General features: G+C 62.7%; 13 protein-coding genes. 6 read left to right on the plus strand and 7 right to left on the minus strand.

Annotation, left to right across the window (positions count from 1 at the left end; all coding sequences use genetic code 11):
- Positions 1-317: 317 nt before the first annotated feature.
- The 3 genes from NKH21_RS29485 to NKH21_RS29495 form a co-directional block, all read right to left on the minus strand.
- On the minus strand, positions 318-926 hold the full coding sequence (locus NKH21_RS29485) for a glutathione S-transferase family protein (RefSeq protein ID WP_352670661.1): 609 nt from the start codon (positions 924-926) through the stop codon (positions 318-320).
- A 116-nt stretch (positions 927-1,042) separates the two neighbouring features.
- Positions 1,043-1,897: an EAL domain-containing protein gene (locus tag NKH21_RS29490; RefSeq protein WP_352670658.1), complete on the minus strand. Its 855-nt coding sequence runs from the start codon at positions 1,895-1,897 to the stop codon at positions 1,043-1,045.
- Positions 1,894-2,787: an EAL domain-containing protein gene (locus tag NKH21_RS29495; protein WP_352670656.1), complete on the minus strand. Its 894-nt coding sequence runs from the start codon at positions 2,785-2,787 to the stop codon at positions 1,894-1,896. The genes NKH21_RS29490 and NKH21_RS29495 overlap by 4 nt, the downstream gene beginning before the upstream one ends.
- A gap of 202 nt (positions 2,788-2,989) precedes the next feature.
- Between NKH21_RS29495 and NKH21_RS29500 the strand changes: the two genes are divergently transcribed.
- Positions 2,990-4,192: a pyridoxal phosphate-dependent aminotransferase gene (locus NKH21_RS29500; protein ID WP_352670666.1), complete on the plus strand. Its 1,203-nt coding sequence runs from the start codon at positions 2,990-2,992 to the stop codon at positions 4,190-4,192.
- A 6-nt stretch (positions 4,193-4,198) separates the two neighbouring features.
- On the opposite strand, the gene NKH21_RS29505 is transcribed toward NKH21_RS29500, so the two are convergent.
- Positions 4,199-4,594, minus strand: coding sequence for a (R)-mandelonitrile lyase (locus tag NKH21_RS29505; RefSeq protein WP_352670653.1), 396 nt, complete (start codon positions 4,592-4,594; stop codon positions 4,199-4,201).
- Positions 4,595-4,624: 30 nt separating this feature from the next.
- On the minus strand, positions 4,625-5,221 hold the full coding sequence (locus NKH21_RS29510; protein WP_352670650.1) for a methyltransferase family protein: 597 nt from the start codon (positions 5,219-5,221) through the stop codon (positions 4,625-4,627).
- Between the two features lie 146 nt (positions 5,222-5,367).
- Here NKH21_RS29510 and NKH21_RS29515 point away from each other — a divergent pair, with 146 nt between their 5' ends.
- From NKH21_RS29515 to NKH21_RS29525, 3 genes are all read left to right on the plus strand, one after another.
- Complete coding sequence (locus NKH21_RS29515) at positions 5,368-6,234, plus strand: alpha/beta fold hydrolase (RefSeq protein ID WP_352670648.1); 867 nt, start codon at positions 5,368-5,370, stop codon at positions 6,232-6,234.
- Positions 6,235-6,400: 166 nt separating this feature from the next.
- A complete protein-coding gene (locus tag NKH21_RS29520; RefSeq protein ID WP_352670645.1) occupies positions 6,401-8,452 on the plus strand; it encodes an elongation factor G in 2,052 nt (683 codons plus the stop codon).
- A gap of 882 nt (positions 8,453-9,334) precedes the next feature.
- Positions 9,335-9,832 carry a methyltransferase family protein gene (locus NKH21_RS29525; protein WP_352670642.1) on the plus strand — a complete coding sequence of 166 codons (498 nt, stop codon included), beginning with the start codon at positions 9,335-9,337 and terminating at the stop codon, positions 9,830-9,832.
- Between the two features lie 260 nt (positions 9,833-10,092).
- Here the strand turns inward: NKH21_RS29525 and NKH21_RS29530 are convergent, their stop codons facing one another.
- Both NKH21_RS29530 and trxB read right to left on the minus strand, forming a co-directional pair.
- Positions 10,093-10,989, minus strand: a complete 897-nt coding sequence (locus tag NKH21_RS29530) for a LysR family transcriptional regulator (protein ID WP_023678345.1) — start codon at positions 10,987-10,989, stop codon at positions 10,093-10,095.
- Positions 10,990-11,086: 97 nt separating this feature from the next.
- Positions 11,087-12,061, minus strand: a complete 975-nt coding sequence (trxB, locus tag NKH21_RS29535; RefSeq protein WP_352670639.1) for a thioredoxin-disulfide reductase — start codon at positions 12,059-12,061, stop codon at positions 11,087-11,089.
- 255 nt (positions 12,062-12,316) lie between these two features.
- Between trxB and NKH21_RS29540 the strand changes: the two genes are divergently transcribed.
- Positions 12,317-12,793 carry an Lrp/AsnC family transcriptional regulator gene (locus NKH21_RS29540; protein WP_352670636.1) on the plus strand — a complete coding sequence of 159 codons (477 nt, stop codon included), beginning with the start codon at positions 12,317-12,319 and terminating at the stop codon, positions 12,791-12,793.
- A gap of 209 nt (positions 12,794-13,002) precedes the next feature.
- Entirely contained in the window at positions 13,003-13,899 is an 897-nt protein-coding gene (locus tag NKH21_RS29545; RefSeq protein WP_352670634.1) for a DMT family transporter, read from the plus strand.
- Positions 13,900-13,902: the final 3 nt, after the last annotated feature.

The raw sequence follows: 13,902 nt of genomic DNA on the forward strand, positions 1-13,902 counted from the left end.
AGGTCATGCGCATCGGCCTCGCCGAATTCCACGCCATCAAGTACGGAACCAAACTCAATCTGCAAAATGTGTGAATCCGATAGGTCTCTATACGGGGAGAAGTGCCCGGCAGGGCGATGAGGGGCAGCGCAACGTATCAGGACTGCCCTTCGCCAAGCCAAGCACGATGTCACAACAAAGGCTGGCGCCGCCCCTCATCTGGCTGCCGCCATCTTCTCCCCGTATAGTGACGGGGAGAAGGACGCCTTCGCCGAAGTTTTCGCCAATCGGCGACGTTGCTCGGCCCAATGTTGCTCAGCAAGATTGGCGAGTTGCACTCAACCTACCCACTCCAGCGGCACATGCCCCGGGTCGGCCTCGACCCTTTTCAGCCAGGCGGCGACCGCCGGATAAGCGTCGAGCTGAAAGCCGCCCGTCTCGGCCGTATGCGTATAGGCATAGAGCGCGATGTCGGCGACGCTGAGCGCATTGCCGGCGAAGAAGCTGCTCCCGGCCAGGTGCTTGTCCATGACGCCGAGCGCCTTGTTGCCGCGCTCCAGCGTCATCGCCAGCCGCTCGGGCGTCGCGTCCCTCGCTCTTTCAGGGAAGGTCAGCAGCGCTCTGCGCACGGCGATATAAGGCTCGTGGCTGTATTGCTCGAAGAACAGCCATTGATAGGCCAGCGCGCGTTCATATCTGTCCGACGGCAGGAAGCGCGTGCCTTCGGCGAGATAGAGCAGGATGGCATTGGATTCGGCCAGCCGGCGGCCGTCGTCGAGTTCGAGCAGCGGCACCATGGCGTTCGGGTTTTTCGCGACATAGTCGGGCTTGCGCGTGTCGCCGGTGTGCGAACTGACCTCGACATTGGTGAAAGCGATGCCGAGCTTGGCCATCAACAGGCGCGGCTTATAGCAATTGCCGCTGTCGATCATTCCATAGAGTATCATCGGTGCTCCCCTTGCTCGCAACCACCCGTCTCGGGGTTTGATCCAGCCTCTATCGCGGCAGCGGCGGCTTCATCCAGTGATTTGTTTTGGCGTAACCATCAGCGCCGCTGATGCATTCATCCGAACAAGGGGATGACGTTGCTATCCCTGCCGAGCAGCCTGTCGATCGACAGCGGCTCCTCGTCGAACAGTGTACCGGCCAGCGCCGGCCGGGCGAGGTAAAAGCCCTGCAGCAGGTCGACGCCGCCATCCAGTGCGACGCGCAGGTGCGTGGCGTTCTCGACGCCTTCGACCAGCACCTTGGCGCCGCGGTCGTGCAGCGTCGAAACCAGCGGCCGGAAAAACCGCTCAGCGGCGGCATGGCGGCAGAATTCGGCGAACCAGGTGCCGTCGATCTTGACGATGTCGGGCTGCACCAGCGCTACCCTTTCTTCGGTAGAATGCCCGGTGCCGAAATCGTCGATGGCGATGCGGACGCCGTCGCGCCGCATCTCACGCGCCAGGCTGACAAGCACCTTATCGCCGGCGGCCTGCTCGGTGATCTCGCAGACCAGCATGCCGGGATGCAGGCCGAAATCCGCCAGATGCCTGGTCATCAGCCTGATTTCGGCCAACGCCCGTGCGGGGTCATCGTTGATCAGCGGATTGTAGTTGAAGAACAGGTCGAGCCCGTCGAGGCCGATGTTGCGGAAGTTGCGCAAATGCAGCACCCGGCACATGGTTTCGACAAACAGCCGATCCGCTGCCGGCACACCTTCGAAGAAGACTTGCGGCGCCACCGGCCTGCCTGCACGATGCGGCTCGATCAGTCCCTCGACCGCGACGGCGGCGAGAAACCTGCCGCGCGGCGCGAAGACCGGCTGGTAGGCGCTCCTCAGCCGGAATGCGCCGTAGACGCCATATTCGATGCCGACCTCGTCGGCAAAGATCGCCTCGCCGACCTTGCGCCGCATGTCTGCCCGCCCGGTCACGATGCCACCCTGCGGCCAAAGGCTCGCATCGGCCGCCGCGATGGCGAAACGGCGGTGGCCACCTTCTCCGTATCGGCCGGCACCGCGGCCGCCTGCCCGCTCTTTTCGAAGACGCGGAAGCTGGTCGGCGCAAGCTCGGGGCGCGCCAGTACATAGCCTTGCACCATCGAAGCGCCCGACTTTTCGGCGAGCTCGAGCTGCCAGCCCGTCTCTATGCCCTCGAACACCGTGCGGATGCCTTGCTCTTCGAAGCTTGTCACCATGGCGGTCAGCAAGGCGAAGCCGGCACCGGATTCCATCAGCGTCATGATCCAGTCGGCATCGAACTTGACGATGTCAGGCCTGAGTTCCTTGATGCGATTGATGTCGGACTCGTCGGCGCCGTAATCGTCGACGGCAATGCGCAAACCATTGCCCCTGAGCGCCTCGACAAAATTGTAGAGTGTTTCCTGCGACGCCGATTTCTGCTCGGTGACCTCGCAGACGACGCGGCGCGGATCGATGTCGGCCTCGTGCAGCACCAGCCGCATGTCGCGCAGCGCCTTGTCGGCGATGCTGCGGTCGGTGAACACCGATGGATCGAAGTTGATGAAGATGGAGGCGTCTCGCGGCAGGCAGGCGCCGGCGTTCAGAAGGTGCAGCGTCCGTGTCAGCGCCTCGATATGCAGGCGGTCGACCGCCGGACAGCTGTTGAAGAAACTCATTGGCGGCTGGGGCTCGCCTTCGCGGAACGGCCGGATCAGCCCCTCGAATGCGACGACGGAAAGCTTGCCCTTGTTGAAGGCGAAGATCGGCTGGAACGCGCTTTGCAGCGTATAGACCCCCCAGACACCGCTGGCGGTGCCGTCGTCATGGCGGATGATATGGGCAAGCCCGATGCTGCGCGTCACGGTTCCTCGCTGTGCGAGACTGGCGGACCGGCTACGGTCCTGCCGTTCAAGCTTTTACCGATCGTTGATGAATTTATCGTTGCCGGTGTTGCGCGCTGGCTCATTCGACAATGCCTGCGCTGGGCTTGCGCTTGACCAGATGATGCGACATGAGAGGCGCCGCGGCGCCTTCGCCGCGCCGGTCGTTCTGGAGATATCTGTCATGGCCTTTCTTGCCGACGTCCTTTCCCGCGTAAAGCCTTCCGCGACCATCGCGGTGACGCAGAAGGCGCGCGAGCTGAAAAACGCCGGCCGCGACGTGATCGGGCTGGGCGCCGGCGAGCCGGACTTCGACACCCCCGACAACATCAAGAACGCCGCGATCGAGGCCATCCGCCGCGGCGAGACGAAATACCCGCCGGTATCCGGCATCGTGCCGCTGCGCGATGCGATCGCGAAAAAATTCAAGCGCGAGAACAACCTCGACTACCGGCCGGAGCAGACCATCGTCGGCACCGGCGGCAAGCAGATCCTATTCAACGCCTTCATGGCGACGCTGAACCCCGGCGACGAGGTGATCATCCCGCGGCCCTACTGGGTGAGCTATCCTGAAATGGTGGCGATCTGCGGCGGCACCTCGGCCTTTGCCGACACCTCGATCGAGAACGGCTTCAAGCTGACGGCGGCCGTGCTGGAAAAGGCGATCACGCCGCGCACCAAATGGCTGCTGATGAACTCGCCGTCGAACCCCTCGGGCGCCGCCTATACCGAAGCGGAGCTCAAGAGCCTGGCAGACGTACTGTTGAAGCATCCCCATGTCTGGGTGCTGACCGACGACATGTACGAGCACCTGACCTATGGCGACTTCGTCTTCAAGACCATCGCCGAGGTCGAGCCTAAACTCTATGAGCGCACGTTGACCATGAACGGCGTGTCGAAGGCCTATGCCATGACCGGCTGGCGCATCGGCTATGCGGCAGGCCCGGTGCCGCTGATCAAGGCGATGGACATGATCCAGGGCCAGCAGACCTCCGGCGCCTGCACCATCGCCCAATGGGCGGCGGTGGAGGCACTGAACGGCCCGCAGGATTTCATCCCGAAGAACAAGGCGATCTTCCAGGGCCGGCGCGATCTCGTCGTCTCGATGCTCAACCAGGCGCGCGGCATCACCTGTCCCTCGCCGGAGGGTGCGTTCTACGTCTATCCCTCCTGTGCCCAGCTGATCGGCAGGAAGACCAAGAGCGGCAAGGTGATCGACAGCGACGAAACCTTCTGCTCGGAACTGCTCGAGGCCGAGGGCGTGGCGGTTGTTTTCGGCTCGGCCTTTGGCCTCGGCCCGAACTTCCGCATCTCCTACGCCACGTCGGAGGCTCTGCTCGAAGAGGCCTGCACGCGCATCCAGCGCTTTACCGCCTCGCTGGCCTGAGACCATTCAGCCGCCATACTGCTCGTCGCTGACCTTCTCCAGCCAGTCGACGTGCACACCGTCGAGCGCCTCCTGCATGGCGATGTGGGTCATCGCTGATTTCGGCGCGGCGCCGTGCCAGTGCTTTTCGCCGGCCGCAAAGGAGACGACGTCGCCGGCCGTGATCTCCTCGATCGGCCCGCCCCAGCTCTGCACGAGACCGGCACCGGACGTGACATAGAGCGTCTGGCCGAGCGGATGCGTGTGCCAGTGGGTGCGGGCGCCGGGCTCGAAGCTGACCAGCGTGGCGCGTAGCCGCGCCGGCGCCTCTTTCTCGATGATCGGCGTCTGCAAAACCCGGCCAGTGAAGTATTTTTCCGGCGCAACAATCGTCGGCACGCTGCCGCAGGCAATAATCTTCATCGTAGCAAGTCCTCGATCCAATCCAGTGTCTTAGAGCCTACCACTTTCGTCCGATGCCGGCTGCATCTCCTGCCGGCTACGGGCAAGGCGCGGCCAGAACAGGCCGGTCCGCGTGCGGTAAGCGTCGTAGGCATCGGCCAACCTTGTCCGCGAAAATTTTCGCTCTTCGTCCAGGGCTGCGATCACGTAGATCGTAACGATGCCGGCGACCGGCACCACCGCCCAGACCGACCAGGTCGCGATACCCCATCCGATCCAGAAGATGATGTAGGACGTGTAGAACGGATGGCGGAGGTGGAAATAGGGGCCTTCGGTCACCAGGCTGTCAGGATTGTCCGGATCGAACGCGAAACGCAGGCGCGCCTTGCGGGAGACCGAGATCGCCCACCAGAACAGCGCCGTACTTGCCAGTTGGATGGCGAGCCCGCCGATCTTCGCTGCAACCGGTTGCCGCTCGATCCACAGCAGTGCAAGGAAGAACAGCGCCGTGCCGACCACGACGGCCGAAATGATCATCGCGCCTTGGGACATGCTCGGCGACTGGAAATGCCCGCGCATCGACCAGGCATATTGGCCGAGCGTCGCGATGCTGCTGATCGAGACGAGAAGGTCAAGCGTGGATTCCATCATCAGGCTCCGGGGGTTAGCTGTGGTGGATTCGGTCATCATACCCGGCAGAAACCGAGAAATCATTTCTTAACCACCGTTCTAAACAACATGGTGACCTCGGCATGCGATGTTGACCTGGAGACAATCCCAAGGTCCAACCAGATATGGCCGTTTCCCACCGCACGATCCGCACGCCGCACGCGGATTTGCGCCTCAGCCAGTCGTCGGGACCCGGCATCCCGCTTGTCCTGATCCACGGCTCGGGCAGTTCGCGCGCCGTATTCGCCCGCCAGTTCGACAGCCCGTTGGCCGCTGCCCATCGGTTGATTGCCTTCGACCTGCCCGGCCATGGCGAATCCTCGGACGCCCGCGATCCGGCGACGGACTACACCATCGCCGGCCTTGCCCAATCAGCGGCTCAGCTCCTCGACGCCTTGGGGATCGGCCGCGCCGTCGTCTTCGGCTGGTCGCTTGGCGGGCACGTGGCAATCGAACTCGCGAGTTTCCACCGCGCCGTCGGCGGGCTGATGCTGACCGGCGCGCCGCCGGTATCGAAGGGCCCTTTCGGCATGCTGCGCGGCTTCCACGCGCATTGGGACATGCTGCTGGCGTCCAAAAAGACCTATTCCGAACGCGATGCCGAGCGCTTCGAGACGCTGTGTTTCGGCGACACCGCCGATCCGTCCTTCCGCAAAACCATCCTGCGCACCGACGGCCGGCTGCGCGCCGCCGTGACGCGCGGCATGCTCACCGGCAAGGGCGCCGACCAGAGACAGGTGGTCGAGCAGGCGGCATTTCCGGTGGCCATCGTCAATGGCGAGAACGACCCGTTCGTCCGGCTCGGCTATTTTGAGACGCTCGCCTACGGCTCGTTGTGGGAGCATTGCCACATCATTCCCGGTGCCGGGCATGCGCCTTTCTGGGAGCGTGCGGACCTGTTCAATCCGTTGCTCGCGCGCTTTGCCGAGACGGTGGCGGTGCAGCGCGTCGACGCAACGCCGCTGGCGTCGCGCCTAACCGGCACCGGCTGAACCCAGCCCCTCAACTTCAAATCCCTTCAACTTCAAATCCCTTGCCCTCCCGGCCTGCCCGTGGGACGATGCCTTTTGGGTAGGTGGCAAATTGAAAAAAGCCTCGCCCGCGACGGCCGACAGGCCGGCCGCCGCTCACAGGGAAACGCCTGAGTGGAGGTCAGCCATGGGTACTCGCGCCGGAGGACGACGCACGGGACCGAAATGCATTGCCATAGTCGGTCCCTTCGCAAGCGGTAAGACGACACTTCTCGAAGCCATACTCGCCCGTACAGGCGCCATTCCCCGCCAGAATCCCGTTTCGTCGGGAAATACCGTTTCCGATCATTCGCCCGAGGCGCGCGCTCACGGCATGAGCGTCGAGGCGACCTTCGCCACCACCGATTTCATGGGCGAGCCGTTCACCTTCGTCGATTGTCCCGGCTCCATCGAATTCTCCTTCGAAGCCGAGCCGGTGCTGGCCGCCTGTGACGTCGCCGTGGTCGTTGCCGAGGCCGACGAGAAGAAGATCCCTGCCCTGCAGCTGATCATGCGCAAGCTCGACGATCTCGGCGTGCCGCGCATGCTGTTCCTGAACAAGGTCGACAAGGCGATATCAGGCGTACGCGACACGCTGAAGATGCTGCAGCCGGCAAGCTCGGTGCCTCTGCTGCTGCGCCAGATCCCGCTGCGCAAGGACGGCGTCGTCATAGGCTCGATCGACCTTGCTCTGGAGCGTGCCTACATCTACCGCGAATATGCCGAGAGCGAGGTCGCCCAGATCCCGAGCGACGACAAGGCGCGCGAGCTCGAGGCGCGCTTTTCCATGCTGGAGACGCTCGCCGACCATGACGACCGCCTGATGGAGCAATTGCTGGACGAGATCGAACCGCCGAAGGACGCGATCTTCGACGACCTCGCCGCAGATCTGCGCGACGGCACGGTGACACCGGTGCTGATCGGCACCGCCGAGAAGGGCAATGGCGTGCTGCGCCTGTTGAAGGCCATCCGTCACGACGCACCCGACATCGAAGCGACGCGCCAGCGCCTCGGCGCTCCCGATGGCAATGCCACCGTGGTCCAGGTGATGAAGACCATCCACACCGCGCATGGCGGCAAGCTGTCGGTGTCGCGCATCCTGTCCGGCCAGGTCGCCGACGCCGCCGAGCTGTTCCTTCCCACCGGCGAGACAGCAAAGGTCTCCGGCATCTACAAGATGCTCGGCAAGGACCAGGTCAAGCTGACTTCGGCCAAGGCCGGCGACACGGTGGCGCTCGGCAAGCTGGACGCCGTCAGGACCTGCCAGACGCTGAGCTCGACCAAGGGCGGCATCAAGCCGCTGGTCACGCTGGCGCCGCCGCAACCGGTCTTCGCCTTCGCGCTACGGCCGAAGGAGCGCAAGGACGAGGTCAAGATGTCGGCGGCCATCCAGCGCCTGGCCGAGGAAGATCCCTCGCTCAACTTGCATCACAACCAGGATTCCGCCGAAACCGTGCTTTCCGGTCATGGCGAGATGCATCTGCGCGTCGTGCGCGAGCGGCTGGAAGGCAAGAACCAGATCCCGGTCGAAGGCCATGTGCCGGCCGTGCCCTATCGGGAGACGATCCGTAAAGCGACGCAGCAGCGCGGCCGCCACAAGAAACAGTCGGGCGGCCACGGCCAGTTCGGCGACGTGGTGCTGGAGATCAAGCCGCTGCCGCGCGGGTCAGGCTTCCAGTTCACCGATACGATCACCGGCGGCGTCGTCCCGAAGACCTACATCCAGTCGGTCGAGACCGGCGTGCGCGATTACCTGAAATCCGGCCCGCTCGGCTTCCCGGTCGTCGATGTTGCCGTCAACCTTTCCGACGGCTCCTACCATGCGGTCGATTCCTCCGACATGGCCTTCCAGATGGCGGCGAAGCTGGCGATGAAGGAAGGCATGGCCGCCTGTTCGCCGGTGCTGCTCGAACCGGTGATGAAGGTCGAGATCGTCACGCCGTCTGATGCGACGTCGAAGATCATCGCGCTGATCCCGCAGCGGCGCGGCCAGATCCTCGGCTACGACGCGCGGCCGGATTGGCCGGGATGGGACGTCGTCGAGGCGACCATGCCGCAGGCCGAGATCGGCGACCTCATCATCGAGCTGCGCTCGGCCACGGCGGGTGTCGCCAGCTATCGGGCCGTCTTCGACCACATGGCCGAACTCACCGGCCGGTTGGCCGACGAAGCGCTGAACGCCAACGGCAAGGCCGCCTGAAACGGCAGCTTGCGGCAAGAACGCTAATGCATGTCGCGCAAAAGTGTGCAGCGGTTTTGCGATAACGACATGCTTCAAACAAGGAAACGGCGCCCGGATCATTCGGGCGCCGTTTCGTTGCGGACCGTCTTCGTGGGAGGCGAAACGGCAGGTCCGCCGCATACTTGCCGCCGGTGCCCGGCGGCGGAGGAAGGTTCGGACGCGGTAGCTGCCTGAGCCCGGATCGTCCGAGTGATGCCCCCATCCCCCGGACGAGCCACACCGCGTCCTATGCTCTTCTTAATCGATTTGGCGCGCCCGCGGCATGTTACCCGAGGTTACATGTCACTGTTACGCGACCGTTCCGGCCGATTTTCTGGCGATGTGTTGGTTTCGGGCAACAAAAAAGCCGGATCAATGAAGACCCGGCTGAGTTTGATTGGAAGTGCCTGTTAAGGCTAACCTCCAGAGGGGAACACTCGAGAGCGCTAATGGGAGGAGAACGCGCTCAGGAGATGAGCTATATATGTGCTCTTCATGCCCAAGAAACAAGCATCTATTTTGCAACACACACATGCAAAAAGGCGCCGGCTGTGGTCTAATCGGTCCTGAAGCGCAATAGGACCAGTTGAATCGCTGAAATACGGCGTGCGGCAAGGCAAAAATCGATCCACAGCCGCGAATCAGCAGCGATTCCTGCTCTGAAAGTCGAAAAACGCAGGATGACGTGGAATCGTGCAGCATGCGTTTGTTTTTTCGGCAGCCAGACGCTGCTGGTGCATGCCGCCCAAAAGCCCGCCATCGAGCTTGAGCTGAGGGTGCAGCGGTTTGGGTTACATGCCGGACAAGACCTGAAGCGTGTTGCGGGAGACCGTTCAAGGGCGCGCCCGTAAGGAGACCTACATGCGGGCCGCTTCGGCGATCGCCGGTAGCGTCATCTTCCTTGCTGCAGCGCCCGGCGTGGTCGCCGGACTGCTGCCTTGGCTGCTGACCGACCGTTATGGCCTGCCCTGGTCGAGACTGCCCGGTTTCGTTCCTGTGGGCTGGCTGCTGGTTATCGCCGGCACAGCCGTGCTGCTGCATGCCTTTGCCCGGTTTGCCCTGGAGGGCCTGGGTACGCCAGCCCCGGTCGCGCCGACCGAAAGGCTGGTCGTCGGCGGCATCTACCGCCATGTCCGCAACCCGATGTACGTCGCCGTGCTGTCGATCATCCTCGGCCAGGCACTGCTGTTTTCCAGCCGGACGGTCGCCGCCTATCTAGTCATCGCCGCGGCCGCTATGATCTCCTTCGTGAAACTATATGAGGAACCGACGCTTGTCCGCCGCTACGGTGACGAATACGAGGCCTACCGCCGCGCCGTACCAGGCTGGCTTCCCCGCCTGACACCTTGGCGCGGGTAATTTCTGGACGCCGACAATTGGCGAAACCGGCGATACGGCCCCCTTCTCCCGTCACTATACGGGGAGAAGGGCCCGGCAGGGCGATGAGGGGCGGCGCAACATATCAGGACTGCCCATCGCCGAGCCAAGCCAAGTACGACAAAGGCTGGTGCCGCCCCTAATCTGGCTGCCGCCATCTACAGTGACGGGGAGAAGGACGCTTTCACCGAGCTTTCGTCAATCGCCGGCGTTGCTCGGAAAAGTCGGCGCGCTCCTAGAGGCTAAAACGACCAGCTGCGCGCCTTGGCGATGATGAAATCGCGGAAGACATGCAGCTTCGCCTGGTTCTTCATCGCGTCGGGATAGGCGAAATAGGTATCGAAGGACGGCACTTCGGTTTCGGGCAGCAACTGCACCAGCCCGGAATCCTTGCTGACCACGTAATCGGGCAGCATGGCGATGCCGGCGCCGCCCTGCACCGCCCGCTTGATCGACAGGATGTCGTTGATCTGCAGCGTCGGCACCCTTTGCCCGCCTTCGAAATCGCCGACCGTCTCCAGCCAGTTCAGTTCCGACAGATGCGCCGGCACCGGCACGCCGAAGGTGACGATACGATGGGTCTTCAGCTCGGCGATCGAATTCGGCTTGCCGTATTTGTTCACATAGGATGGCGCCGCGTAGAGATGGAAATGCACTGTGAACAGGCGGCGCTGGATGAGGTCCGGCTGCTGCGGCTGGCGCAGCCTGATGGCGCAGTCGGCCTGGCGCATTGTGAGATCGAGTTCCTCATTGGCCAGGATGAGCTGCAGGCTGACCTCGGGATAGAGCTCGATGAATTCCTGCACGCGCTCGGTCAGCCAGCCGGCGCCGAGGCCGACCGTGGTCGTCACCCTGAGCACGCCGGAGGGCCGGTCCTTGGTTTCGGTCAGCCGCGACTTGATGGTTTCGAGCTTCATCAGCACGTCGTGCGCCGTGCGGAACAGCATCTCGCCCTGCTCGGTCAGCACCAGGCCGCGGGCGTGGCGATTGAACAGCGGCACGCCGACATCATGCTCGAGCGCGCTGACCTGCCGGGAGATTGCCGATTGCGACAAATGCAGTGTTTCCGCGGCATGGGTGAACGACCCCGCTTCCGCTGCGGCGTGAAACACGCGTAGCTTGTCCCAATCCAACGCCATGATTTCCCCTCGTCCTGTTTTCTGGCGTCCGCCTGTTATGGCGTCTGAATGAAAAATCAGGCTTTTGCGCGGCTCTTCTCAGCCGCTTGTCGAACAATCACTCCGCCGCTTCGCGGTGAACCTCGATCCCTGCCAGATATTTTTCCGCCTCGAGCGCGGCCATGCAACCGAGCCCCGCCGCCGTCACCGCCTGGCGGTAGATATCGTCGGTCACGTCGCCGGCGGCAAACACGCCCGGCATGTCGGTGCGGGTCGAATCCGGCGCCGTCCACAGATAGCCGTTCGGCTTCTGCTTCAGCTTGCCGGCAAACAGCTCGACCGCCGGCGCGTGGCCGATCGCCACGAACACGCCGTCGACCACCAGATGCATCTCCTGCCCGGTCACCACGTTGCGCAGCTTCAGCCCTTCGACCGAAGGCGGCAGCGGCGCCTTGCCGGGCCGGCCGGTGATCTCGTCGACCACCGTGTCCCAGATGACGCGGACATTGTCTTTCTGGAGCAGCCGCTCGCGCAGGATGCGCTCGGCGCGGAAATCGCTGCGCCTGTGGATGACGGTGACGCTCTTGGCCAGGTTGGAGAGATAGAGCGCTTCCTCCACCGCCGAATTGCCGCCGCCGATCACCGCGACATCCTTGCCGCGGTAGAAGAAGCCGTCGCAGGTGGCGCAGGCCGAAACGCCAAACCCCATGAAGGTATGTTCGCTCGGGATGCCCAGCCACTTCGCCTGGGCACCGGTGGCGATGATCAGAGCGTCGGCGGTATAGATCGTGCCAGAATCGCCCTTGGCGCGGAACGGCCGCACGTTGAGGTCGACCTCGGTGATGATGTCGTTGACGATATCGGTGCCGACATGCTCGGCCTGCCTGAGCATTTCGCTCATCAGCCATGGACCCTGGATCGGTTCGGAGAAGCCCGGATAGTTTTCGACGTCGGTGGTGATCATCAGTTGCCCGCCCTGCTGCAGGCCGGCGACCAGCATCGGCTTGAGCATGGCGCGGGCGGCATAGATCGCCGCCGTATAACCGGCGGGGCCGGAGCCGATGATGAGAACAGGCGCGTGCTTGGTGATCATGAAAAACCTCTGCGGGGAGCAGCCATGGATTGTGGCATGAACTCTCGTCGATTGTTGCGCGTAATGTAAGTGTTGCCTGCGACGCCAGCAAGGCAAGTTGCCGTTCGTCCCCGGAAAGCTTCGGCGACGGCGACGGCGACAAGCAACCCCCAGCAAGATGATGCGAAAATCCTCGATCCAGCGGATGGAATAGACAGCAAAGTCGTTTAACTACAAAGTCGCGAAAGATTCTTTCGCGTCACCACGGAAGCCACCATGCCGATCAAGGCCGATCTCGATGCCATCGACTGGAAGATCCTGCGCGAGCTTCAGCAGGACGGACGCATGACCAATGTCGAACTGTCGGGCCGCGTCGGCATTTCGGCGCCGCCGTGCCTGCGCCGCGTCCGGCGATTGGAAGAGGCCGGTATCATCCGCGGCTACCGCGCTTTGCTCAACGCACCGGCGCTCGGCCTCGACGTCGTCGCCTTCTGCCTGATCGGCCTGCATCACCAGGCCGACGCCGAGCTCAAGACCTTCGCCGAGCGCACCCGCGGCTGGCCGATCGTGCGCGATGCCTGGATGGTGTCGGGCGAATCCGATTTCCTGCTGCATTGCGTGGCGAGTGATCTCGGCACCTTCCAGACCTTCGTCATCGAGGAACTGGCCTCGGCCCCCAATGTCGACACGGTGCGAACCGCGCTGACCATCCGCCGGGTCAAGGATGAAGGTTTAGTGGCGTTCAATGCCTGATCGGGACCACAGCAACCGAAGCTTTGATATTCGACAATAGGAATTCTAAAACACCTATAATATTAATTCCAATATTAATATTCTAATAAATCTGATCGATTTAGGTAAAACTTCCAATATAATTGCCAGTTTAATTCATATTATCGTCTGCACTTACACTCCGAAATTAGACAGGCGAAGCGTTGAGCACGACAGCACTGACACGCTCAATGTCGGCAAGCGACTGGGGGCAGTTGCTGCTTCTGGGTTTTCTGTGGGGCGGCACCTTCTTCTTCGCGCGCATCGCGGTAGCCGAGATCCCGCCACTTGCCCTTGTCCTTTATCGGGTGTCGATCGCCGCCTTGGTCCTGCATTTATGGCTGAGGACGCGCGGCATTTCCTTCGCTCCCGCACTGGCGAGGCCCGGCCCCTTCCTGTGCCTGGCTTTGCTCAACAACGTGATTCCATTCTCCCTGATCTTCACAGGACAAACCGAGATTGGTGCGGGTCTTGCCTCTATCTTCTATGCAACAACACCTCTCTGGACGATCCTCGTTGCAAACCTGCTGACGGCGGATGAGAAATTGTCGGCGACCAAGCTTGCGGGAGTGGGGCTCGGAATCGCCGGAGCCGCCCTCATGATCGGCCCCGGGCTGCTGTCCAATCTTGGTGGCCCTGCCTGGGCGAAGCTCGCCGTGATCGGGGCGGCCATCTCCTACGGCTTCGGCGTCGTCTACGCCAAACGTTTCAAGAACATGAAGCCATCTGTGGTGGCGACCGGCCAACTCACTGCCTCCACCATAGTCATGTTACCGATCGTTTTCCTTCTCTACAGTCCGGAGGCGATCGTGACGTCAAGCGTCCCCATATGGGCGGCAGTGGCTGTTCTCGCGGTCTTCACGACGGCGCTGGCATTCATCCTCTATTTCAACCTGATCGCCTCGGCCGGAGCGACAAACGCTTCCCTCGTGACGCTTCTGGTGCCTGCCAGCGCGATCCTGCTTGGCACGGTGTTTCTCGGGGAAAGGCTGGAGCCGTTCGAGTTCGCGGGGATGACATTGATCATTGCGAGCCTGCTCATCATCGATGGCCGGCTTTTTCGCCGCTGGATGACGCAAAAATCCTGACTT

Source organism: Mesorhizobium sp. M1329, assembly GCF_040318035.1.
In the GTDB taxonomy this organism is placed as follows: domain Bacteria; phylum Pseudomonadota; class Alphaproteobacteria; order Rhizobiales; family Rhizobiaceae; genus Mesorhizobium.

Coding starts and splice junctions, on each gene's coding strand:
- NKH21_RS29485 (WP_352670661.1), bottom strand. CDS start 926: ATGATACTCTATGGAATGATCGACAGCGGCAATTGCTATAAGCCGCGC.
- NKH21_RS29500 (WP_352670666.1), top strand. CDS start 2,990: ATGGCCTTTCTTGCCGACGTCCTTTCCCGCGTAAAGCCTTCCGCGACC.
- NKH21_RS29505 (WP_352670653.1), bottom strand. CDS start 4,594: ATGAAGATTATTGCCTGCGGCAGCGTGCCGACGATTGTTGCGCCGGAA.
- NKH21_RS29510 (WP_352670650.1), bottom strand. CDS start 5,221: ATGGAATCCACGCTTGACCTTCTCGTCTCGATCAGCAGCATCGCGACG.
- NKH21_RS29515 (WP_352670648.1), top strand. CDS start 5,368: ATGGCCGTTTCCCACCGCACGATCCGCACGCCGCACGCGGATTTGCGC.
- NKH21_RS29520 (WP_352670645.1), top strand. CDS start 6,401: ATGGGTACTCGCGCCGGAGGACGACGCACGGGACCGAAATGCATTGCC.
- NKH21_RS29525 (WP_352670642.1), top strand. CDS start 9,335: ATGCGGGCCGCTTCGGCGATCGCCGGTAGCGTCATCTTCCTTGCTGCA.
- NKH21_RS29530 (WP_023678345.1), bottom strand. CDS start 10,989: ATGGCGTTGGATTGGGACAAGCTACGCGTGTTTCACGCCGCAGCGGAA.
- trxB (WP_352670639.1), bottom strand. CDS start 12,061: ATGATCACCAAGCACGCGCCTGTTCTCATCATCGGCTCCGGCCCCGCC.
- NKH21_RS29540 (WP_352670636.1), top strand. CDS start 12,317: ATGCCGATCAAGGCCGATCTCGATGCCATCGACTGGAAGATCCTGCGC.
- NKH21_RS29545 (WP_352670634.1), top strand. CDS start 13,003: ATGTCGGCAAGCGACTGGGGGCAGTTGCTGCTTCTGGGTTTTCTGTGG.